The organism is Rhodococcus sp. ACS1 (genome assembly GCF_002300155.1).
Classification (GTDB): domain Bacteria; phylum Actinomycetota; class Actinomycetes; order Mycobacteriales; family Mycobacteriaceae; genus Rhodococcus_F; species Rhodococcus_F koreensis.
This window is the reverse complement of record NZ_NSDZ01000006.1, coordinates 270,174-292,953: the sequence shown is the minus strand read 5'-3', so window position 1 is coordinate 292,953 and position 22,780 is coordinate 270,174. Positions and strand designations below refer to the sequence as shown.

At 64.0% G+C, this 22,780-nt stretch carries 22 protein-coding genes; 14 read left to right on the top strand and 8 right to left on the bottom strand.

Annotated elements, in window-relative coordinates:
- From CJ179_RS29905 to CJ179_RS29885, 5 genes are all read right to left on the bottom strand, one after another.
- The gene (locus CJ179_RS29905; protein ID WP_179377679.1) at positions 1-1,269 is read right to left on the bottom strand and encodes a dihydrolipoamide acetyltransferase family protein; all 1,269 of its coding nucleotides are present in this window, start codon (positions 1,267-1,269) and stop codon (positions 1-3) included.
- Positions 1,270-1,279: 10 nt separating this feature from the next.
- Positions 1,280-2,257, bottom strand: a complete 978-nt coding sequence (locus CJ179_RS29900) for an alpha-ketoacid dehydrogenase subunit beta (protein ID WP_072941363.1) — start codon at positions 2,255-2,257, stop codon at positions 1,280-1,282.
- Positions 2,254-3,348 (bottom strand): thiamine pyrophosphate-dependent enzyme, encoded by a 1,095-nt coding sequence (locus CJ179_RS29895; protein ID WP_179377678.1) that lies wholly within the window; start codon positions 3,346-3,348, stop codon positions 2,254-2,256. Before CJ179_RS29895 ends, CJ179_RS29900 begins: the two co-directional genes overlap by 4 nt.
- 533 nt (positions 3,349-3,881) lie before the next feature.
- Positions 3,882-4,748: a sugar phosphate isomerase/epimerase gene (locus CJ179_RS29890; protein WP_179377677.1), complete on the bottom strand. Its 867-nt coding sequence runs from the start codon at positions 4,746-4,748 to the stop codon at positions 3,882-3,884.
- 11 nt (positions 4,749-4,759) lie between these two features.
- Positions 4,760-6,079, bottom strand: a complete 1,320-nt coding sequence (locus CJ179_RS29885) for an amidohydrolase family protein (protein ID WP_095863816.1) — start codon at positions 6,077-6,079, stop codon at positions 4,760-4,762.
- A gap of 799 nt (positions 6,080-6,878) precedes the next feature.
- Between CJ179_RS29885 and CJ179_RS29880 the strand changes: the two genes are divergently transcribed.
- The 11 genes from CJ179_RS29880 (at position 6,879) to CJ179_RS29830 (ending at position 17,120) form a co-directional block, all read left to right on the top strand.
- The gene (locus CJ179_RS29880) at positions 6,879-7,754 is read left to right on the top strand and encodes a cyclase family protein (RefSeq protein ID WP_095863815.1); all 876 of its coding nucleotides are present in this window, start codon (positions 6,879-6,881) and stop codon (positions 7,752-7,754) included.
- The gene (locus CJ179_RS29875) at positions 7,751-8,968 is read left to right on the top strand and encodes an acetyl-CoA hydrolase/transferase family protein (protein WP_257015838.1); all 1,218 of its coding nucleotides are present in this window, start codon (positions 7,751-7,753) and stop codon (positions 8,966-8,968) included. The genes CJ179_RS29880 and CJ179_RS29875 overlap by 4 nt, the downstream gene beginning before the upstream one ends.
- Positions 8,965-9,972 (top strand): phosphotransferase family protein, encoded by a 1,008-nt coding sequence (locus CJ179_RS29870; RefSeq protein ID WP_095863814.1) that lies wholly within the window; start codon positions 8,965-8,967, stop codon positions 9,970-9,972. The genes CJ179_RS29875 and CJ179_RS29870 overlap by 4 nt, the downstream gene beginning before the upstream one ends.
- Positions 9,969-10,349: a hypothetical protein gene (locus CJ179_RS29865; RefSeq protein WP_095863813.1), complete on the top strand. Its 381-nt coding sequence runs from the start codon at positions 9,969-9,971 to the stop codon at positions 10,347-10,349. Before CJ179_RS29870 ends, CJ179_RS29865 begins: the two co-directional genes overlap by 4 nt.
- A gap of 21 nt (positions 10,350-10,370) precedes the next feature.
- A complete protein-coding gene (locus tag CJ179_RS29860; RefSeq protein WP_257015836.1) occupies positions 10,371-11,516 on the top strand; it encodes a hypothetical protein in 1,146 nt (381 codons plus the stop codon).
- 392 nt (positions 11,517-11,908) lie between these two features.
- Positions 11,909-12,949, top strand: a complete 1,041-nt coding sequence (locus tag CJ179_RS29855) for a substrate-binding domain-containing protein (RefSeq protein ID WP_179377676.1) — start codon at positions 11,909-11,911, stop codon at positions 12,947-12,949.
- Positions 12,946-13,755 carry an ABC transporter ATP-binding protein gene (locus tag CJ179_RS29850; protein ID WP_095863811.1) on the top strand — a complete coding sequence of 270 codons (810 nt, stop codon included), beginning with the start codon at positions 12,946-12,948 and terminating at the stop codon, positions 13,753-13,755. Before CJ179_RS29855 ends, CJ179_RS29850 begins: the two co-directional genes overlap by 4 nt.
- A complete protein-coding gene (locus CJ179_RS29845) occupies positions 13,755-14,513 on the top strand; it encodes an ABC transporter ATP-binding protein (RefSeq protein WP_095863810.1) in 759 nt (252 codons plus the stop codon). Before CJ179_RS29850 ends, CJ179_RS29845 begins: the two co-directional genes overlap by 1 nt.
- On the top strand, positions 14,510-15,400 hold the full coding sequence (locus CJ179_RS29840; protein ID WP_095863809.1) for a branched-chain amino acid ABC transporter permease: 891 nt from the start codon (positions 14,510-14,512) through the stop codon (positions 15,398-15,400). The genes CJ179_RS29845 and CJ179_RS29840 overlap by 4 nt, the downstream gene beginning before the upstream one ends.
- 86 nt (positions 15,401-15,486) lie before the next feature.
- On the top strand, positions 15,487-16,572 hold the full coding sequence (locus tag CJ179_RS29835; protein WP_179377675.1) for a branched-chain amino acid ABC transporter permease: 1,086 nt from the start codon (positions 15,487-15,489) through the stop codon (positions 16,570-16,572).
- 65 nt (positions 16,573-16,637) lie between these two features.
- Positions 16,638-17,120: a VOC family protein gene (locus CJ179_RS29830; RefSeq protein WP_095863807.1), complete on the top strand. Its 483-nt coding sequence runs from the start codon at positions 16,638-16,640 to the stop codon at positions 17,118-17,120.
- A gap of 140 nt (positions 17,121-17,260) precedes the next feature.
- On the opposite strand, the gene CJ179_RS29825 is transcribed toward CJ179_RS29830, so the two are convergent.
- A complete protein-coding gene (locus CJ179_RS29825; protein ID WP_179377674.1) occupies positions 17,261-18,439 on the bottom strand; it encodes an ISAs1 family transposase in 1,179 nt (392 codons plus the stop codon).
- 843 nt (positions 18,440-19,282) lie between these two features.
- Here CJ179_RS29825 and CJ179_RS29820 point away from each other — a divergent pair.
- Both CJ179_RS29820 and CJ179_RS29815 read left to right on the top strand, forming a co-directional pair.
- Entirely contained in the window at positions 19,283-20,041 is a 759-nt protein-coding gene (locus CJ179_RS29820) for an SDR family oxidoreductase (RefSeq protein ID WP_179377673.1), read from the top strand.
- 74 nt (positions 20,042-20,115) lie between these two features.
- The gene (locus CJ179_RS29815) at positions 20,116-20,751 is read left to right on the top strand and encodes a VOC family protein (protein WP_095863805.1); all 636 of its coding nucleotides are present in this window, start codon (positions 20,116-20,118) and stop codon (positions 20,749-20,751) included.
- A 28-nt stretch (positions 20,752-20,779) separates the two neighbouring features.
- Here CJ179_RS29815 and CJ179_RS29810 read toward each other — a convergent pair whose 3' ends face one another.
- The gene (locus CJ179_RS29810; RefSeq protein WP_095863804.1) at positions 20,780-21,418 is read right to left on the bottom strand and encodes a carboxymuconolactone decarboxylase family protein; all 639 of its coding nucleotides are present in this window, start codon (positions 21,416-21,418) and stop codon (positions 20,780-20,782) included.
- 25 nt (positions 21,419-21,443) lie between these two features.
- Entirely contained in the window at positions 21,444-22,010 is a 567-nt protein-coding gene (locus CJ179_RS29805; RefSeq protein ID WP_095863803.1) for a VOC family protein, read from the bottom strand.
- A gap of 86 nt (positions 22,011-22,096) precedes the next feature.
- Between CJ179_RS29805 and CJ179_RS29800 the strand changes: the two genes are divergently transcribed.
- The gene (locus CJ179_RS29800; protein WP_095863802.1) at positions 22,097-22,732 is read left to right on the top strand and encodes a TetR/AcrR family transcriptional regulator; all 636 of its coding nucleotides are present in this window, start codon (positions 22,097-22,099) and stop codon (positions 22,730-22,732) included.
- The last annotated feature ends 48 nt before the right edge of the window (positions 22,733-22,780 follow it).

Here is a 22,780-nt window from a genome sequence, read left to right as displayed (position 1 = left end):
TCATCCTTCCTCGACGAGAAGCTGCACCGGCGCCTCCAACAGCGCGATCAGTGCCTGGCAGAAGCCGATCACGACGTCGCCGTCGACCAGCCTGTGGTCGGCGGAGTACGAGATCGGCAGCAACGTACGTGCGACAATTTCGCCGTCACGGACGACGGCCTGCGGGGTGGCGCGCCCGAAGCCCAGGATGCCGCCCTCGGGTGCGCGGATGATGGGTGTACCGAAGTTCCCGCCGAGCGGCCCGTGATTGCTGATGGTGAACGTGCCCTCCTGCATCTGCTCGATCGCCACCGTCCGGGTCCGTGCCGCGGCGGTGAGGGCTTCCACCTCGCGCGCGATGGCCAGCAGCGGCTTCCGGTCGGCGTCCTTGACCACCGGAATGACCAGACCGTCAGGCGTATTGACGGCAAACCCGACATTTCGCCGTGCCCGCACGACGATTTCCTGGGCTGAGTCGTCGAAACTGGCGTTGGCCATGGGGAACTGGGCCAGCGCGAGCGCTGTGGCCTTCACCAGGAACGGGGTCAGTGTGAGACCGATTCCCTTGGCCTCGGCTCCGGGCAGCAGCGTCTTGCGCAGGGCGAGCAGATCCCCCACGTCCGCGTGGTGCATCGCGACGGTGTGCGGGATGTCGCGGAGTGCCCGGACCATCGCCTCCGCGGTACGCCGGCGCAACCCCCGGACCGGTATTCGCTGGTCTTCTGTGAGACGGGCCGGCTGGTGGGATCCGGACTCCGGAAGCGAGCGCTCGGTGGCTGCCGCCCCAGCGGGGCCGGAATTCTCCTGCGGCGCCCCGTGAACAGCAGCGCGAACGTCGTCGTCGCTGATGCGTCCTCCGGGCCCCGTGCCCGCGAGGCCCTCGAGGCTCACGCCGACCTCCCTGGCGAGCCGCCGGGTCGCCGGCGTTGCCAGTGGCCTCTTCTGCACACCGGATCCGTGTGCACTCTGGGCAGTGTGATCGGCCGAGCCGGCCGGCGGCGCGCCTGCCCCGCCGTCAACGGACTGCGCCCGCTCGGCCGGCGTGGGGGCCGAGCCATCGGCGATGACGATGAGACGTTCGCCGACCTGGACCATGGCGCCCTCTGGTGCACAGAGTTCGGCGACCTGGCCGGTTGCCGGGGAGGGCATTTCTACCAGCGCTTTATCGGTTTCGATCTCGGCGACGGGCTGGTCCTCGACGACCTGATCTCCTGGGCCGACGAGCCATCGGATTATTTCCGCCTCTGCGATGCCTTCGCCGATGTCGGGCAAGTGAAAGGTATAAGACATGTATCGATCCTCAGAAGTGGACGGCAGCGCGGATCGCGCGCAAGATTCGCCTCGCGTCGGGGATGTAGTGATCCTCGAGCTGGGGCATGGGAAACGGGATGTCATATCCGCCGACGCGGGTGACCGGGGCTTCGAGGTGGAGAAAAGCCTCTTCGGCGACGGTAGCGGCGACCTCGCCGGCAAACCCGCCGGTGTAAGGAGCCTCCTGAACTACGATCGCTCGGCCCGTGCGCGCCACAGCCTCACGTATGGTGTCGCAATCGAGCGGGACAAGTGAGCGCAGGTCGATGACTTGCACATCGATACCCTGCTCAGCGGCAGCAGCCGCGGCCTCCATTGCGACCTGGACCATCGCGCTCCACGCGATGACGGTGACGTCGGTCCCCTCACGTGCGATGCGCGCCTTACCGAACGGGACGAGGTGGTCACCGTCGGGAACGTCGTCGCGCACAAGCCGATAGCCACGGAGCGGCTCGAGGACGAAGATCGGATCCGGATCCCGAATTGCAGTGGCCAGCAACCCCTTCATGTCCGCTGCCGTCGCGGGGGCGACCAACCGCATCCCGGGGTTGTGGGCGAAGAGCGCTTCGAAGGCGTCGGAATGCAGTTCTGGGGTACGTACGCCACCGCCGAAGGGCGCGCGAATGGTCACCGGCATTGTCAGAGCACCGTTTGTGCGATAGCGCATTCGGGCGAGCTGATTGCCGAGCTGATGGAACCCTTGCTGAGTGAAGCCGAGGAACTGCATTTCGACGACGGGCACCAGGCCCGAGCCGGCGAGCCCGACGGCGGCGCCGATTATCCCCGCCTCACTGGTCGGCATGTCGAAGACGCGGTCCGCCCCGAACTCCGTCTGCAACCGGTCCGTCGCACGGAAGACGCCGCCCGACTTCCCGACATCCTCGCCGAGCAGGACAACCCGCTCGTCGCGGCGCATCTCTGCCTCGAGCGTGCTGCGCACCGCTTCCACCATGTTCATGCCGGTCATCGGTTCTCCTCGATACTGCTACGCAGTTCTTCCTGCTGGCGACGTAGTCGCATATCGGGCTCTGCGTAGAGGTGGTGAAGCATCTGCCCGGGGTCGGGTGGCGGCGTGGCATCGAATTCGGCAACTGCCGTGGCGATCTGGTCGTCGCACCAGGCGATCGTGTTGGCGTCAGCGGTGTCGTCCCACTGTCCGAGGCCGACCAGGTAGGCCCGGAACCGGTGGATCGGATCAACCCCGGCTGCCCGCTCGTCGAAGTCGGCGGGTCGGTAGCGCTTGGGGTCGTCGGCTGTCGAATGGGCGCCGAGCCGATGGCATCGCGCCTCGATCAGTGTCGGGCCGTCGCCGGCCTCGGCGCGGGTCCGCGCATCCGCGACGGCTGTGTAGACCGCGAGCACATCATTGCCGTCGACTGCGATCCCCGGAAATCCGTATCCTGCTGCGCGCAACGCCACGGACTCTGCGGCCGATTGCTCATGCCACGGGATCGAGATGGCCCAGCCGTTGTTCTGACACACCATGACGAGTGGCGCACGTTTGACGCCTGCGATATTGCACGCCTCGTGAAAGTCGCCCTCATTGGAGGCGCCGTCGCCGAACTGGGTCAGTACCACGCCCGGCTTGCCCTGCAGTCGCATTCCCCATGCGAGCCCGACCGCGTGAGGCAGGTGCGCGCCCAGCGCGACCTGCTGCGGCCACAACCGGCCGTGGGACGGCAGGGCCGATCCCGCGGGATGCCCCATCCGCTGCAGAAGGTAGGTGGACAACGGCAAACCCCAGTGCAGCATCGTGAGTTGTTCACGGTACTGGGGCACGAAGTGGTCTACTTCGGCATCCATCGCGTATGCCGTGCCGACCGCGGCGGCCTCCTGCCCGGACAGCGGCGGGTAGGTGCCGAGTTTCCCCCTGCGCTGCAAAGAAATTGCCTTCTGGTCCAGGCGGCGTCCAAGCATCATCAGGCGCAGCATCGCACGCTGGCGCTCCGGCTCGATCTGCGGCGGCTCCCCTACCAGCATTCCGTTCTCGTCGAGTATCCGCGCAGGCGTCAGCACGTGCGCTGACGCGCTTGCATTCGGCGTGTTTGTACCGTTCATGACGTCCTTTTCTGCCGTCGGGGACGGCGTCCGCGATGGCGGTCCGCACTCGCCCCCTCCGCGTCCTTGTCGGCCGCGTCTCGCTGGCGGCGCTGCTCCCCTCGGGATCGGACCGCGGCGATGGTCTTCGTAAATTCGAAATCGAATTCCTAACATCGAATACTCGTCGCTCGGGTACGCCATGTCAACCCTCTTTTCTTTCGCGGCACCCCAATTCGGTCTCGTGTATCGCCACATGCCGGCGAGCCGGAGGCCCGTGGGCCTCCGGCTTGCCGGCTAGCTATTGATCTGCGTGCCTGAATGATTCGGCCCGAACGGCAAGGACCGTACGCATCCCACCGCCACGAAGAGCATGGAGACCGAACCCTGCGAAAAGGCATGACCGTGTGTTCATGCCGATAAGACTCGCAATTGCGTGGCGAGTGCGACGGCGGTGATCTACCTGCCTCACTACCTGCATTTCCCACGCAGGTATGCCCGCGTGGATCCAGCAATGCATGCCGTGGGTTCAGTCTGGCCCGGCACGCACGAACCTATTTCCCTGCCAGCGCTTCGATCGCGCCGTCGTAGCAGCGGCGTGCTGCCTCGGCGGGTTCGAGTCGGGCAAGTTCGTCCGAAATCACCTCGACGGACACCGGCGCGGTCACACCGCCCTCGGTCACGGCGTCGACGAAACCGTCGAGGTCGAAGTCACCGGTGCCCGGCACCGCCCGATGGTGAAGGGTCTCCACCAGGAAGTCGGGATCGGCGGGGTCCTTTGGACCGTCGTTGATCTGGATCATCGTGACTCGTCGAGACGGAATCGATCGCAGCATCTCGAGGTCGTTGGCTCCGCGCGTGTGGTGCCACGAATCGACGCAAAGGCCGGCATTGTCTCGGCCGGACTGCTCGACGATCGAGAGAGCCGTGCCGGCGTCCGGGATATTGGTCGTCGGCACGAACTCGAGAGCGATCTGCAGCCCGACGTCGGCCGCACGATCGCAGAGCGATGCGAATCGCTCCACGACGTCGGGTTCCAGATCCGTTCGGTCGAATGCCCCGACAGCTTGCAAGTGCCGTGCGCCGAACAGTTCGGCCATGGCCCAAAACTCGTTCAGGTCGTCGGGGCTGGTGTAGACGAGCCCACCGCCGAACGGCACGCCGGTCTCGGCCGTGGGAACGGCAAACCCGAATACTGCTTCGAGCTCGACGATCTCCAGACCGTTGTCGACCACGACGGCCTGGAGCTCCTTCGGGCTCATCTCCTCCGCGACGACCCGACGGTAGGTGTCCAGGCTGATGCCCAGCGCGTCGAAACCGGCGGCCGCCGCCACCTCGATGCGTTCTCGAAAGCTGGCCGTCGTCACAGTGGTCATGTTGGCCAGCACCACGTACTGCTGGCGACCATTTACCTCGATCATTCCCTTACCCGCTACCGAAGAACCGGCTCGGGGGCGCCCGCCGCGGACCCGCTGATCGACCATTTCTCGACGTCACCGCTGCGCGAGAGCGGCGGTTCCTTGTGCCAGACGCCATCCTTCATGATGCCGGTGAACGTCGACTGATTCTGCAGGATCGCGATGTCCTCCAATGGGTCACCATCGAGAACCAGCAGGTCGGCGAGGTAGCCGGCCTTGATGCAGCCCAAATCGTCCGGTTGGAGCATCAGCTCGCCACCGAGGCGGGTTGCAGACTCGATGGCCTCCATCGGGCTGAACTCCAGGAAGTTGACGAAATGCTCCAGGTCCCGGGCGTTGTTGCCCATCGGGTTCCAGGGCACGAAGTAGTCACCGCCGGGCAACACTCGAACTCCGCGCTTCTTGAGCTCGATCATGTTCGCGATCAGGCTCTCGAGCTGTTCGTCGAGACCCATCGAAGCAGTGACTTCCGGGGTCAGCCCCCAGTCGCCGGCCTCGTACCTCGACGTGTGGAGGAAGCCGAAGGCCGGGGCCACGAAGTGCTTGTCCTTGTTCTCGGCCACCAGGTCGAGACCTTCCTCGTCGGTGAAATCGGCATGGAAGATGATCTCGATGCCGTGGCGGACGCACATCTTCACCGATTCCGCGCTTCGGGCGTGCGCCGCCACGCGTTTTCCGCGAGCGTGGGCCACCTGGCACGTGGCGGCAACCTCCTCGTCGGTCATGGTGGTCATGCGACCTTTAGCATATGGAATGAACTCGTCACCAGAGATGTCGAGCTTCATGTGGTCGACGCCTTCACGCATGTACCACCGCGTCGTCTGGCGGAATTGATCCACACCATCGCAGACATGTTCGACGGATTGCCGATGCATGTGCGGCAGCCGGACATCACCGACTCCTCCGGTGACGGTCAGCTCGGGTGATGCGACCAGCATGCGCGGTCCGATCAGGTTGCCCGCGTTGATTTCGTTCCGGACAACCAGGTCCAGTCGCGGCTTCGCCGATGCGGCGCACAGGATGCTGGTGAAGCCCTGATCCAGCATCAGCCGTGCGTTGCGAGCAGTGAGCAACGTGTGCTCCTCGACCGGCAGATTGCCCATTTTGGCAAGGTCGATCTCGGGAAGGAAGCTCGGATGCGAGTGGGCATCGATCAGTCCCGGCATGACCGTCGCGCCGCCGACGTCTATGACTGTGGCGTCGGGGTCCTGCCCGTTTCCGGTCCCCTCGGCAGCGACACTCAGGATCCGCTGCCCTTCGATCACGATTTCGGCGAGATACGGCTCTGCCCCCGTACCATCGATCAGCCGTGCGTTGCGAAGCTTGATCGTCACGATTTTCTCCTTCTCAGCCTCGGGGAATCCAGGATTGGTGAAGCGCAGCGGCGAGACCCGAACGGGATTGTCCGTTCCAATTCCGGCGCCATAGGGCGCCCTTCGAGTGTCGCCTCTGTGGGCGGAATGCGACCCGACGCAGTCTTCCTGAATTCGGAACCATTTTCCTAGTTGTGAAATGTGTCACCGGACCGCGGGACTTGTCAAGAGAAATCCCGTATTGGCCGGTTTGTCACGATGAGGCAAGTCGGCAGACTTGACACCGACCCGTCCCGCCTTCCGTGGCCACTGCCGTCGCGCGGTGAACGGGTCCGACCTTCCAGGTCGCGCTCACATGCAATTGACTTCTCCCGCTTCGCTTGTCGCGCCGCTGTGCCGAAGTCGCCCGGGCGGGGGCAATTCACGAACGCGGGGCGCACGCGACCCCGAGCGGTCCGAAGGCGCCCACCGCCCAGACCCTTGACGTCGCCGCGCGCGGATCGCTAATATTCGAATACGCGAAATCAGTTTCGAAAAACCGAGAGCTTGAGGGTTGCCGGTTCACCGTCGCGAGCTCGTTGAGCGCTGAGCGGAACCCCTGAGGAGATAGATCGCTATGTGCCATCACGACTCGAAGAACCATGGCTGACCCACCCGCAGCGGCGAGCCTGCCTGCGCTACTCGCAGCATGCGCTACCGAATCGCCTCGAGCGGAGGCGCTGATTGACGACGTCGCGACCGGAAAAGTGGTGCGTCGAGGTCTAGGCGAACAGGCGCCGGCACTGGCGCCGGCACAACTGACACAGGATCGGAGTTGCGCATGAGCAACAACTGGGGACGATGGGGCGCCGACGACGAAGCCGGTGCACTTAATCTCGTCACAACCGGCGTGACGCGCAGGGCCGCGGGCTTGGTCGCCACCGGCCAGACGCTGTCACTGGCCCAACCCCTCGGCCCGAAGACACCTGCGCCCGGCCACCGGCAACAGCCGTCGCGGTTCATGAACCGCGACGCCGGTGATTACGCGCTCGGTGCACGCACGCCGGGAGGATTCAAATTCGCCGAGGACACAGTGCAATTCGCGACCCACAGCGGTACTCACGTCGACGCGCTGTCCCATGCGTGGTCGGGGGACGAACTCTACAATGGGCATTCGTCTGCCCTCACCAGAAGTACGCAAGGCGCACAGCGGTGCGGCGCCGAGAAGCTCGCACCGGTCGCCACCCGTGGCATTCTCGTCGACTTGGTACGCGCATCCGGTGGGCCGCTCGCCCCGCAGACCGCGGTCGGACCTAAAGAACTCGAGCGTGGCATTTCCGAAGCCGGCGTGTCGGTTGAGCCGGGCGACGCCGTATTGGTCCGGACCGGGTGGTGGGAATCGAAGGGATCGAGCGACTCCTACTTCGCGGACGAACCCGGCATCAACGAAGAGGCCGCCCGCTGGCTCGCGAGCCGTGACGTGGCGCTGGTGGGTGCGGACAATTATGCGGTCGAACAGCAATCGGCTGAACCCGGCTTTCCGGCGCATCTGGTGCTCCTCCACCAGTTCGGCGTGCCGCTGATCGAGAACCTGGATCTCGCGGAACTCGCGGAGGCGCTGTCCGTCCTCGACCGTTCGACGTTCTTCCTGCTGTTCGCCCCGATCCCCCTCGTCGGCTCGACCGGAACTCCGGTGACGCCCGTGGCGATCCTGTGAACAGCAACTGGCCTGCCGATCTCGTGCGGCCCGGAGACCTGGTTGTGGTGGCGCAAGGCGTCGGGGAGCCGACGCCACTGCTCGATCAGCTCCTCGCGGCCTGCCCACCCGAGGTCGAGATCTTCGTCGGACTCAGCCACAGCGATGCGCTCAAAGGATCCGCGCCGCAGCGTCCGCTCGTGTCCTTCGGTGCAATGGGGCCACTCGGCAAGCTCGCGGCCACCGGCCACGCCGAGGTAATCCCCTGCAATTTCGACGACCTGCCACGCCTGTTGCCTTTGCGTGCCCAGAGCAACCTCGTGCTCCTGATGCAAGTGTCCCCTGCTGATTCGCAGGGATGCCACGGCTTGGGAATGGCGATGGACTACACCTACGAACTGATCGCGCAAGCACGAACCGTGGTGGCCGAGGTCAATGCCGCGATGCCGACCACCTCCGCGCCAACACTTCCGGCCTCCACGTTCGCTGCCGTCATCCACACGTCCCGGCCTCTTCCGATTGTGCCCACACCGGCAGTCCATGAAGAACACCACGGAATCGCCAGGCATATCCTGCCGCTGATCCCTGACGGCGGGACCATCCAACTCGGCATCGGCGCGGTCCCCTCGGCCATCGGAAAGGCGCTGACCGTACGCCGCGGATTGCGTGTCCGATCGACTCTTGCCGGCGATTGGCTGCTGGATCTGCATCGTGCTGGATCACTCTGCGAAGAGCCCGGTTCGGTCATCATCAGCGAGGCCGCGGGCTCCGAGGAGCTGTACGAGCACATCGCCACGTCGAAAGCGTGGGTACGGCCGGTCGCCGAGGTAATCGGTCCGGCAGCCGCAGCGTCGATCCCGCGACTGTTCGCAGTGAACTCGGCACTGCAGGTAGACCTCACCGGTCAAGTCAATGCCGAAGAGATCGACAGCAGATATTTGGGAGCCACCGGTGGGCAAGCAGAATTCCTGCGGGCCGCTCAGCGCTCGCCCGGCGGGGCATCGATCGTCGCGCTCGCTGCGACGGCACGGGGCGGACGAACCTCCCGGATCGTTCGGCAGCTGCAGCCCCCGACCGTCACGACGCCGCGAACGAGCATCGACTTCGTGGCCACCGAGTTCGGCGTCGTCGATCTCAGAGGGCGGACTCTGCGCGAACGCGCCGACGCCATGATCGCGATCGCGGCGCCTCAGCACCGATCGAGCCTTCACGAACAGAACGGACACCAACGATGACACCACCATCCGAAACCGACGACCGTCTCACCAGATTCCTGTCCGACCAACTGGGTGGGGCCGGTGCCCGCGTAGTAGGCCTGAACCGCATCGGTGTCGGCAGGTCCCGGGACAATTGGGTGTTCGACCTGGTGACCGAACACAATGGCACCGAGCATTGCGAGCCGCTGATCCTGCGCAGCGACCCGGACGGAGGCCTGGTCGACACAGACCGCAACGTGGAGTTCGCGTTGCTCGGCATGCTGGAGAGCAGCGATCTGCCAACCCCTGGTGCCCGCTGGCTGGACGCCGACGGGCGATGGCTCGGCCGGCCCTCGCTGATCATGCAGCGGTGCCCAGGTGACTGCGACTACCGCGTGCTTTCGGACCCGCAGCGCTCGATCACTCAGCGGCGGGCCCTTGCCGAAAGCTTCTGCGAACTCATGGCGCAAGTCCACAGCACCGATTGGCAGGCACTCGGGTTGTCAGCGGTACTCGATGGTTCCGGCCGGCTCGGTGCGCCCGCCGAACTCGACGCCTGGGAGAAGGTTCTGCGTCACAACCAGCTGGAGCCGTTGCCCGAGTTGGATTTTGCGATTGCGGGACTACGAGCGTCAGCACCCGAACCGGCTCGCACCGTTCTGGTCCACGCCGATTTCAAACCCGGCAACATTCTGTTGGACGGTGATCGGATTACCGCACTGCTCGACTGGGAGTTGGCTCATCTCGGCGATCCGCTCGAGGACCTCGGGTGGGTGACGCAGCCGCTGCGGAGGATGGAGCACCTGATCGACGGGGCGTGGGATGCCGACGATCTGATCGAGCATTACGAGCGAGCCACAGGATTCGAGGTCGACCGCGGCAACCTTCGGTGGTGGCAGGCCTTTTCGACGTTCAAGACCGCGGTGATGCAGGTCAGCGGTCTGCGATCGTTTCTCGATGGCCGTAGTGACGAGCCATTTCGCCCCACCCGCCGGGTACTGGCGACATTGCTCGATTTCGTAGTCAAGGAGGATATCCGATGAGACCGACCATTCACGAGCAATTGTCCGGAGTCGATCGGCTTCTCGATCTCGCTGACGGATCTCATTCGCTTCCGGTCGAGACGTCCGAATTACTGAGCAACGCACGCCGACTGATCAAGCGGGTTGCCACATCATGGGACACGGCATTGCCCTTCCTCCTGGACGACAACGCTCGGCTCACCGAACTCCTGAACGCCGGCGTCGAGGCGCAGGCGCCTGCCCCGACCGACATCACAGCTGTCGTCGCGCGAAACGAGGAGCTACGAGGATCGTTAACTCAGCTCATCTCCACCATTCCCACAGACCCCGAGTTTCGACAGCGTCGGGCCGAAATCGGACAGTACCTGCAGTGGCGGGTTGCCACCGATCCCGCCTGACAGGCAGAAAGACGAGCAAACGTGAACGCACTACCACCAGAATCGATCTCCGGCGACGAGCACTTGGCCGAACAGTTCCCGCTATCGCCGATAGATGACTATTTCGTCCACCAAACCCCGGATCCCGTGCGGGTCATGTGGACAGGGGATCCCCGGGCGTACGAACGCCACTGGGTGGTGATCCACGACGACACCGGCGAGTTGCTGATCGCCACGGGCGGCAGCCTCTATCCGAACCTCGATCGGGCCGAGGCCTACGCGATCGTCAACTCGAAAGGCCGACATACCACCGTCCGGAGTTTCCGCTCGATCGGCGCGGATCGCACCGACCTGCGCGTGGGACCGATCGTGCCCACGATTGTTCGCGGTCTGCGGGAATGGCGTTACGTCCTCGAGCCGAACGAGTGGGGAGTCAGCTACGATTTGACGTTCCACGACACCACCCGGCAGGTTTTTCGCGAACCGCTGTCGGACTCTGCGCACGGCTTTCCGACCGGTCGCCGCAACGATGTCACCAGCGGATTCGAATGCTTCGGCTCGGTGACCGGATGGGTCGAGATCGAGGGCGAACGAACCACTTTGGGTCCGAATGCCGCAGGAACGAGGGATCGCCACTGGGGCACCGGACGCGGTGTCGGGGGACCGGAGTTGTCCCTGGGAGGCCGCCTGCACGTAGGGACCAACGGCAACGCCTTCGTGGCATTTCCGGACTGGGCGCTGTGGGGTGACCGACTCTTCTACCCGTTCGGCGACTCGACATCGGGTTCGACGCGAGTCCTCAAACCCACCCGCCGACTCCGGTTCGAGCCGGACACGGACCTCTTCGTCGAAGCCATCGTCGACTACGAGTTCGACAACGGCAAGCAAGTCCAACTCCACTACGAGCGGGTGGGCCAGCAGACGGCCTATCTGCGATGCGGAATGTACGGCGGCACACCGGATCGTGACATCCACCAAGGTGGTTATGCCGGCCCCGACCTGACCGAAGGAGAATCGTATGATCTGAGTCGACCGGAGACCCGGATCGGTATCCGCGGCCTCGACGAGCATCTCTGCCGCGTCACACGTGACGACGGCCAGACCGTTCTCGGGATATACCAGACCATCGACCCCGTGGCCTATGAAGTGTGCATGTCGGGCAGGAAGGGCTGGAACCTCCTCGTCTGAGAAGCACCAGGCCAGGACGGTATGGACCGTACAGCCGAAACTCTCTGAAACCCTTGACTTCAGCCATCGCTCGCGACATTCTGATAATCGGAACGCATTTCGAGTCCATGAATTCTGAATCTCCTGTGACCGTGGCGAACCAATCAAAATACGGTCGAAGACCACGAGATTGACCACTTCTGACGCAGCATGAAGCGATTTCGGCCAGTCGCATTCCTCAGATGCAGGCATTTCGTGCAACGAGAATCTTCCTGAAGGGGCAAATTGTGGTGATTTTACGGAGTACACGGCGAGGCGCGTGTGTACTGTCCGCAGCATTGCTGGCATCGGTCGGGTTGGTCGCTTGCAGCTCGACGGGTTCCGGCACATCGGGAGATGCGATACGAGTGGGCGTGACAACGTCGCTCACCGGATCGTTCGGTACCTACGGAAACATGATCAAGGACGGACTGGAGGCCGGCCTGTACTGCAGCACCGAAGGCACCAACGAAGTCGACGGCAAGCCAATCGAATTCGTCTACGCCGATGACGGCGGCGATCCCGAGCAGACGCTCGCTGCGGCCACCAGGATGGTTGGTGACGGGATCAACATCCTCACCGGCACCACGTCGTCCGCCGCCGCGATGCAACTCGGCCACTTCGCCGAGCAACAGAATCTCCTGTACATCTCCGGTGCCGCGGGGATCGATGATGTCACCGGTCTGAACGCCAACACTTTCCGTGCCTCGCGACAGGCGTATCAGGAAGCGGCCGCCCTGAGCAGCGTCCTCGAGAAGAACAATAACAAGACGGTAGTACTTGCCCAGGACTACGCATTCGGACAGAAGTACGCCTCTACGATCACCGGCATCCTCGAATCGAGCGGATCTGAAGTAGAGAAAGTGCTTGTGCCTTTGGACACGAATGAGTTCACGCCCTACGCGCGGCGAATCAGCGAGTTGAAGCCCGATCTACTGATTGTTGTCTACTACGGCGATGGGGCTCCGTCCATGTGGCAAGCGATGTCGCAACAAGGAATCTTGGACACGACCACGGTGGCGAGCGTGCTGGTCGAGAAGCCGCACTGGTCCATCTATGGTGACGCCGCCGAGAAGATCAACTTCGTGACGCACTATTACCCTGGCGCACCAGGCGGCGAAATGAACGATTGCCTGACCGAGCGAGTGCCCGATGCCGACCTGTCCACTCACGACGGATTCGTGGCTGCTCAGCAGATCGTGCATGCACTATCCACTGCGGGCCCCGACGACGTCGAAGGCATGATCGAGGCACTCGACGGGTGGTCATTCGAGGCGCCGAAAGGACCTATGACAATCCGCTCAGGTGACCACGCCCTACTTCAGGACATGTACCTCGTCTCGCTCAGTGACAACGATGGCGAATTGGTCGCCCACACAGTCGGAAACGTCGGCAGTGAGGCAGCGAAACCATGAAAGATACCGCAGCACTTGACCGGACGCTGCCGTCCTCACAGGTACTGGGACCCGCGATCGAATATGCGCTCGAGACAGTCGATCTCTCCTGGAGTGTCGGCGGATTCGCCATCGTCAGCGATGTCGGACTCCGTGTCCGGCGTGGCGAGTTTCTCACCGTTATCGGGCCCAACGGCGCCGGCAAGAGCACGTTGATGAATCTTCTGTCAGGGGTGTATCGCCCCTCATCGGGTTCAGTCCACTTCGATGGTCAGGACATCACCAGGATGGGAGCCGCACACCGTGTCCGGCGCGGCTTGGGACGGACGTTCCAGACGTCGAGCCTGTTTGCTGGACTGACGGTCCTCGAGAACGCACGGTTGGCGGCCCAGGCTGCGCTGGGCGGGAGCATGAACCTGTGGGGCAGGCCATCGGCCCACGATCGAGCCACCGAGCGTGCGCGAGAGCACCTCGAAGAGGTCGGCCTGCACGACATGGGCGGAAACATCGTGTCCGACCTACCGTACGGAGACAAGCGGAAGCTCGAGATAGCCCTCGCGTTGTGCGCGCGCCCGCGCGTGTTGCTCTTGGATGAACCGACGGCCGGTGTCTCCGCCGAGGATGTCCACGCGCTGATCGACGTCGTACGGGCGGTGCACGACACGGGCCGTACTGTGGTGATGGTCGAGCATCGAATGGATCTCGTTCTGGACGCGTCGGATCGTATTGCCGTCATGCAAGACGGCGGTCTTCTTCTGTGCGACGAGCCGAACGCAGTGATGTCCGATCCGCGGGTCCAAGCCGCCTACCTCGGGCCGGAGTTCTGATGTCCGCCGGCGACGCTGCCCTGTCCGTGCGAGACCTTCAGGTGCACCGCGGGGAAGCACATGTTCTGGAAGGTGTGTCGTTCGAGGTACGTCCACGTCGTGTCACCGCACTGCTCGGTCGCAACGGCGCTGGGAAGACGACAACGTTGATGACAATTCTCGGTTTGCTCGAGGGCAGCGGCAGCATCAGGCTCTACGGTGACGAGATCTTGGGCGTGCCGACCCACCACCTGGTCCGCCGAGGTATCGGATACGTGCCCGAGGACCGCGAGGTCTTCAGCACGTTGACTGTCGCCGAGAATCTTCGATTGGCTGCGCGGACACCGGAGGCGACCCAACGTCTGGATCTCGTACACGAATTGTTTCCAGACTTGCTGCATCGGAGCGCTCAGCGGGCGGGAGCGCTGTCCGGAGGCCAGCAGCAGATGGTGGCAATCGCGCGTGCCATCCTGAACCCGAACCGCTTGCTCCTCATCGACGAGCCGAGCAAGGGATTGGCGCCCATCGTGGTCGGCCAGGTAGTCGAGGCTCTGGCGAAGGCCGCCAGCGCCACCACAATCTTGCTCGTCGACCAGAACATCCGAGTCGCGCAGCGCCTGGCTACCGATGCGATCGTGCTGGACCACGGCGCAGTTGTTTTTACCGGTTCGATGGAGGATTTGGCCGCAGATGCGGATCTCACGCAGCGCTACCTCGGTGTCGCGCCGTCTTCCCGTGGCAGCAACACGATCGGGACCGAAAAGGGGTCTGCACAATGACAACTCTTATCGTCCTCACTGCTACGAGCCTCGGACTCGCGGGCCTGTATTTCCTCCTCTCTTCAGGGCTTTCCCTGATATTCGGCTTGATGGACGTCCTGAATGTTGCGCATGCCGCGACCTTTGGGGTGGGCGGATATGCGGCCTGGGTCGTCATGGACCGGTTCGACTTGATAGATTCCCTCGCTGCACGTTTCGCTGTCGCCATAGTTGTGGCGGTCATATTCGGATGCGTTCTAGGATATTTCGTAGAGCGGACGCTGATAGCGCGCAACTACGGTGATCACCTCACACAGATCCTCATCACGTTGGGGCTCGCATTCGTCATGGAGGGGCTCATCGGCGGTATTTTCTCGTATTCGCCGCAATCGATCGCACAGCCGGCCTGGTTCACCGACGTCACGGTGATCCTCGGTGGACGCATTCCCAACAGCAGAATCCTTATCTTCGGCATATCAGCCTTGGTGCTGGTGAGCTTGCTGTTCTTCATGAAGAAGAGCAAGTACGGGTTGATCATCCGCGCAGGTGTGGAGAACAGGCGGATGGTTCAGGCGCTGGGCATCGATGTCGCGCGGAGCTTCACCTTCGTGTTCGTACTGGGCGCTGCCTTGGCCTGCCTGGGTGGCGCGCTGGGCGCGGTCTACTTCACGGGAATTACCCCTGCCCTCGGTCCGAATCTGTTGATCTTCGCTTTCATCGTGGTGATTATCGGCGGACTCGGATCAATCGGCGGCACCGCCATCGCTGCCGCTCTCGTCGCCTTCACTCAGCAAATCGTGAACTTCTACGTGAGCACTGGGCTGGGCGACATCGCGGTCGTCGGTCTGCTTGCGGCTGTGCTCCTACTGCGCCCACAGGGCTTGCTCGGAAGGGTTGCGTCAGCATGATTCCGTTATCCAGTACCCAGACACGGTTGCCCGTCGACCGGAGTCCGGGAAAGATGCACCCGAGGCGGATTTCCGTCGGGGCGCGAGTGGGCCTCACGGTCATTCTCGTTTTGGCTGCTCTACCGATGTTGGATGTTCCGATTCCGATCCTTCTCCCCGGACAGTTGTCGAGTTCCGGTTCTCTGCTCATCTTGTCGATCGGCCTTGTATTCGCTGGTGTCGCGATATCTTTCGATGTCGTATTCGGATACACCGGCCTGCTGAGCGCTGGTCATGCCCTGGTTTTCGCTCTGGGAATCTACGCAACCAACCTGCTGATGCACGCAGGCCTGGGGTATTTTTCCGCTGCAGCGCTTGCCATCGCGCTGTCCGGGCTGGTCAATACCGCGCTGGGAGCGATCGCCCTTCGCGTGAAGGCGGTCGCCTTCACGATGGTCACGCTGGCGTTCGGCGAGGCCTTCTACATTTTGCTCCTGGTTGATCCTGCGGGGATTTTCGGCGGCGAGGAGGGCCTGCCTGTTGCCTTCGAGCAGATCCCCGATCTGCTCGCCAGCGCCCGCGACGTCCGCTGGCTCTACTGGCTATCGCTCGCATTCGCCGTGGTCGCCTACCTTCTGGCGTGGATGGCGACGCGGTCTCGTTGTGGCCAGGTGTGGCAAGCGATCCGCGAGAACGAGGATCGGGTCGAAAGTCTCGGGTTGTTCTCGTACAGCTACAAGCTGGTTGCATATGCTTTCGGCGGCGTGATCGCGGCGGCGGGCGGGGCGGTGTATCTCTTGGTTGCGCGGGGCGCCAATCCGTCCAGCGCATCAGTGCATTTCAGTCTTGCATTGATCGTCATGGTGGTTTTGGGCGGCCGCGGTCGGATCTGGGGTGCAGCGATCGGTGGCCTCGTATACGGAATCCTCACTTTGAGGCTGCCCGAGCTTTCTACGTCCGGCGTGCTCGACGGCCTACCTGAATGGGCAAGTCGCACAGTGTCCGAACCGCTCTTCGTCCTCGGGTTTCTGTTCATCCTGATTGTGCTGTTTTTTCCGGATGGCATAGTCGGTCTTGTCGACCGTACCAACTCCTGGCTCCGGACAGTGCGACCGCGGAACATGAATGAAAATGCGCGAATTCTGTCTCCGGATGAACGGATTGGAGCGGATGAGATCAGGAAGAAGCATTAGGAGAGGGCAGGTTCAGCACCATCTTCCCGTCGTCCAATTTGCTCGCAGTCCCGAAAGGAACGCACATGGAATCACCGAACGTCTATCACTACGGAATTCTCGTCAGAGACATCGACAACGCAATCACGCTGTACGGGCATCTTTTTGGGCTTACCTTCCATGAGCCGACCGAAGTGCATCTCAATAGACTGGCGGATCCCGACGAACACGAGTTCGACCTGCGAGTTACATATTCTCAACAAGGACCCCCTTATATGGAACTGCTCGAAGCCAAGGGTGACGGAGTTTATTCCGCTGGTCACGGGGAGGGCCTGCATCACATCGGCATGTGGGACGCGAAAATCGATGAAAACAAGAAGCGGTATCTCGATTCCGGAGTGGAATCGGATGGCGAGGTTTTGAACCCCGATGGAACCACGTTTGCGTGGTACACGAACCCGAAGACTACCGGCGGGGTTCGCTTCGAGTTCGTCGATGAATCCGCAAGGGAAGATCTCGAGAAATGGATTCAAACCGGGATAATGGGGCCGGGAGGTTTCGTCGTCTGAGGCCAATGGCTTCCCCCGATCGTGACGTAAACACGCTGGCTGGTCGAGCGCCGCCGAATTGGCCGACGCTCGACCAGGTCCGCACGGGCTCTCGGGCAGGGTGCCGTAGTTGTTGATTTCTGGAGCTGTGAGCTGCGTTTTCAGGTTCCCAGGATCAGGTCGACTGCGTGAACAGGGTTGGCGGCGAGTCGCCGGCAGGCGCGGGCGATGTTGGACTGTCCGGCCCGGCGGTGGAGGCTGATCACGGTGTTCCGCAACGTCGCCATCACCTGCGGGCCGCTGCCGGTGCGGATCGTGGAACGGTCCTCGTCGAACGTCACGTCCCGCACCCAGTGGATCTTGTTCTCGATGGTCCAATGACCGCGGATCCACGCCGACAACAGCTTCGGTGGTGCCTGCTCGCACGGCAGTGAACAGATCGCGTAGACAACCTCGACACCCCATCGTTCGGTGCCGATCCGGCGCCGGCGCCGGGTGATCTGCACGACCTGCTGTGCGTACGGAAACCGCAGGCCCCGGGGCACAGTGATGATCTTGTAGCTGCGCTGCTCCTCGCGGCCGTGGTGACGCTCGAGGCCGTCCTGCCACACCACCGGAACCCGCTCCCAGGGTTGCGCCTTCACCCGCGCGAACAATCCGGGCTGGTTCGCCTTGACGATCATCACGTAGTCTGCCCGGCACTGTTCCCGCAGGCACCGGGCGGTGGTCTTCTGGGTGTGCATCGCATCGATCGTGATCACCGCCCCGACCAGATCGATGCCCCGCAGCAGTCGGCGCACGGCGGGGATCTCGTTGGATTTCTCTGCCGTCCGGCACTGCCCGAGGACGGTGGCGCCGTCGTGGGTGACCGCGCAGACCAGATGCGGTGCCGGCTCCTGTCCGGCCCGTGCTCCGCGCACCGTCTTGCCGTCCACTGCCACCACCGGACGCCCACCGCCGTCACCGTTGCTGTCGGACAGGTAGCGGCCGAGCACCTGGTCCAGATCGTCGCCGTCGATGCGTTCGAGGACCAACCGCAGCGTCGCCTCGCTCGGCACCCGGAACCGAATACCCAACCGCACCAGCACCTCCGGGCCGACACCGGCCGCCCAGTCGGCGATCGCATAGAACGAGCGGGCTCCGCCGGCCACCGCACACAGCGCGACCGCTACCAACGACGAGAGTCGATAGCGCCGACCGCGGAGGCCACGAGGATCGGGCAGCCGCTCGTCGAGCACCGTGAGCAGTTCCGGCACCCGCTCCGGGGCGGCGACGGCGTCGGTCCACCGGGTCAGCTGGTCAAGACACGGGTCGATCGGGGACACTGTCCCGGCGGGCATAGGTGACTCCTCGCGGATGAGCATCGGATGCGTAAGACACACCCATGATCAATCCCTGTCCCTATGCCCGCTCCGCCGCCCCCGAGACACCTCCGAAGATCGGAAACCCCAGGCAGAACGCCCGCTACTCAACAACTACGGCACCCTGGGCTCTCGGGTCCCGAGACCGGGGTCGTGGACCACGAGTTCTTCGTCCGCATTGGCCCGGACTCCTCCTGGTTCACTTCGGATCGCCTTCGACTGCTTTCCGTTGCCGGCGGCGTCAGGTAGCCACGATGATGAGGACCGCAACTCGCCTCACGTGGCCTCGGTCCATATGCGGGGTCACACGGAGAATCTTCCGTCGGACCGCTGAGAGTGGCGATGCGGTCCGGTGCCAATTGGACACGTGATCCTCGCGCTCGATTGCCGCGATGGGACGACAACCTGATGGCGATCCAAGTCGGGCGCGTGCGATGTTCGTACCCGTCGCAGCGCGCTGGGTCGCAGCGGAGGTGATCGTCGCCGTGTTCGGCCCCAAGACCACCGGCGCGCCGCTGGAAGACTGACGACCTTCACGACCATCCGGTAGCGGCGGATGGGAAACCAGACCCACGTCCCGATGGTTGATCCCACCCTGGTGTTCGCCGAAATCAATCGACGGCGATTGGTGCCGCGCCCCTTGCCCCGCCGCGACGACTGTAGAAACATTTCCGTAGGCGGACACCGACCCGCGACTCGAGGTCGCGCGGTGCCGGACTGCGACGTGCTCTCCCCGACCGCGCCGACATGGTCGATCGGCGTACGAGCGCCACGCGTGCGAATCCCGGTGATCAGTGGCCGACGCTACCGATCGGAGAAATCGTGACCAGCGAAACCACACGATGCTCGATGCAGCGCGAACCGGAGCTGGCCGGACAGACCGTCGTCCTCATCGGCGGCAGCGCAGGCATCGGGCTCGAGACAGCGCGACGCGCCCGGATGGAGGGTGCCGACGTCATCCTCACCGGGCGCAACCCCGACCGGCTCGAGGCCGCAGCGGCAGACGTCGGCACGCAGCGCACCGCAGCGTTCGACGCCAACGACCCGGCCGCATTGCGGAGGTTCTTCGAGGACTTGCCGACACCGATCGACCATGTGCTGGTGACGGCAGGCGGCCCGCGTTACGCTCCCCTGCTCGAGATGGACGCGGACGAGGTGCGCCGGCAGCTCACCGAGCACATAGTGCTGGGGCTCGAAGTCGCGCGTAATGCGGCGAACAAGATGCGGCCCGGGGGCACGCTGCTGTTCATGGGCGGCACCGGCGGCCGGCGCATCGGTCACGGCCTAGGGATTGCCTCCGCCGCCACGGCCGCACTGCCCCCGTTCACGGCGGCCCTCGCTCTCGAGCTCGCGCCGGTTCGCGTCAACCTCATCGCCGCGGGCTTCGTCGACACCCCGCTGTCGGCATCGCTGCTCGGCGATCGGCTCGACGAACGGCGGAACGAGTTGCGGACGAAGCTTCCGATCGGCCGGGTCGTCGGCCCTGCCGACGTCGCAGCCCTCGCCGTCCACATCATGAGCAACACGGCACTCACCGGTGCGACGTACGACATCGACGGCGGCCAGCAGTTCGTCTTCTGACGACCGCACGACGACAGACGGACTGGTTCGCAGGGCCTGTTCGATCGATCCCGACACATCGCGAGAGGAAACCCATGAGCACCAACGAAGTTCACACCGACCAGGCAACCAGCACCACGAATGTCCCGACCGTCGACATGAAGCTGGAGGTCGTCGTCCTCCCCGTCTCGGACGTCGACCGCGCCACCGAGTTCTACACCACACTCGGCTGGAGACAGGACGTCACACCACCCGACTCCGGCGTCGTCCAGTTCACTCCGCCCGGCTCCGACGCCTCGATTCACTTCGGCGCAGACCTCACCACGGCCGCACCCGGTTCGGCCAGGGGATATCTCATCGTCTCCGACATCGAGGTCGCCCGTGACCAGCTGGTCGCTGCCGGCGTCGCGGTGAGCGTATTCCACCGCGGCGCGGACGGGCCTGCAGACGGGCCGGACCCCGACCGCCGCAGCTACTCCTCCCTGGCGTCGTTCAGCGACCCCGACGGCAATTCCTGGCTGCTGCAGGAGGTCACCACCAGGCTTCCCGGGCGGATCGACACGGCCACCACGTCGTTCGGCTCCGCACGCGACCTGGCGACCGCGCTCCGCCGGGCGGCGGCCGCCCACGGCCGGCACGAAGAGCGCACCGGCGAGGAGGACCCGAACTGGCCCGACTGGTACGCCGAGTACATGGCCGCCGAGCAGTCCGGGGCTGAGCTACCCACGTGAGGAGCGGCGACCGGTAGCGGAGCGAGTGTCATTCTCCGGACAGGTCGGCCGAAAGGTCACGGACCTCGATGCCGGCGGGAATCTCGACCTCGGCGATCAACTCCGGCCGGTCGTCGAATTCGAGGCGAAGGGCCCGGCACATCGTGGCGTGCATGTCGTAGAGAGTGGTGATGTAGGTCAGCTGCAGAATTTCGGGATCCGTCAGATGGGCCTTCAGGACCGCGAACACCTCGTCCGGCACCCGGCCGCCGTCGTAGACGAGGCCGTCGGTGTAGGCCAGGACCGCCCGCTCGAGTGCGGAGAAGCAGTCGCTGACCTGCCAGTGCGGAAGGGCCGCGATCTTTTTCTCCGGCGCCCCGAGGGATCGCATCTGCTTGCAGTGCTGGGAGAAGACGAACTGGCTTCCGCGTGCGTACCCGGCCCTGGCCTGCCCCAGTTCACGCAACAGGGGGTCCAGGGTGACGTTCCGGTAGAGCGAGAATCCGCGGACGGCGTGCCGGAACACGTCCGGTGACTGGGCGAACACGGTCCACCAGTCGCCGGGGGTGGCGTGGATGGTGCCGTGATCGACGGCGGGATCCTTGTCGGGTCCGAACAGTCGGTCGTAGAAGAAGAGGATCTTCTCGTCGGTGACTTCGGCGCGGGGTACCTCACGCAGACGGGGCACGGCATTTCCTTTCGGGCGGTGGCGGTCAGGATGCGGTGGGTACGCGCCGATCGGCGGCGGTCTTCGGTTCGTGCGAGACGTCGACTTCGGTGAAGATTCGCGTCCAGCAGGCGAATTCGAGCAGTACGCCGTCCGGGTCCTGGAAGTAGAACGAGCGCACGAAGGTGCCCGGGTGCACGTGCCGGGACACGCCGGCGGAGCTGTCGTCGTGGTTGAGGACCCGACTGACCTTGATTCCCTCGGCCTGCATGCGGGTGTAGTACTCGTCGAACTGTTCCGGAGGCACCGCGAACGCGACGTGATTCATCGACCCGACCGCACTCGCGAGTTCACCCTCGTCGGGGAGCCCCTTGGGGGCGGCGAGACCGGGCGCGGCCTCGGGGGAATCGGCCAGCCAGAAGAAGGCGATGGTGTTGCCGTTGCCGCAGTCGAAGAAGAAGTGCTGGCCCAGATCCCCCGGCAGCTCGATGGTCTTGATCAGGGGCATGCCCAGGACGCCCGAGTAGAAATCGATGGTGCGTTGCATGTCCGAGCACACCAGCGCAAGGTGGTTGATACCCCGAAGTTCGTACTTGGAGTTCGGATTGCTCATGGCGGTCCTTCCGATGTGGTGAAGTCGTCGCGAGAAGCGAACAAAAATGACTTGACAGTCATGTCATCTATTGGGAGAGTTTGTCTGTGAGCAAGTCATCTGTCAATACCCCGTCCACGCCGGCCACTGTCGACACCCTGACCGCGCGTGGCCGCAAGACACGCGACGCACTGCTCGACGCCGCCCGGAAGGTGTTCGAGACGGTCGGATTCCCCGACACCCGGGTCGAACACATCGCCCAGGAGGCGAACGTCTCCTACGGCACCTTCTACCGCTACTTCGAGTCGAAGGAAGAAGTGTTCCGGGAGCTGAGCACTCGATTGTTCGAGGACATGCACCGCCGCGAGCCGACCGACGGCGACCTGTCTCCGGCGGAGAAACTGGTCGCGTCGAACCGCTCGTACTATCAGTCCTACCGCCGGAACGCCCCGCTGATGGCGATCGTCGAACAGGTCGCGACGTTCAACGACGAATTCCGCGAACTCCGTCACGAGCACCGCCGTCAGCTGATCGACCGGACCTCTCGCGCGATCGCACGCTGGCAGCAGGACGGACTGGTCACCGCCACTCTCGACCCGGTGCTGGCGGCCCGCGCGATGGCCGCCATGGTCGACCACACCCTGTACCTGTGGTTGATCCAGGGTGACGACGCCGACGAGGCGGCCCTGCTCGACACCCTCGACCAGATGTGCCTCGGCGCACTCGGTCTCGACCGGAACTGAGCGCCGCGCGCTCCCCCGCCGAGAACCGTGCCGGGTCACGATCCCGAC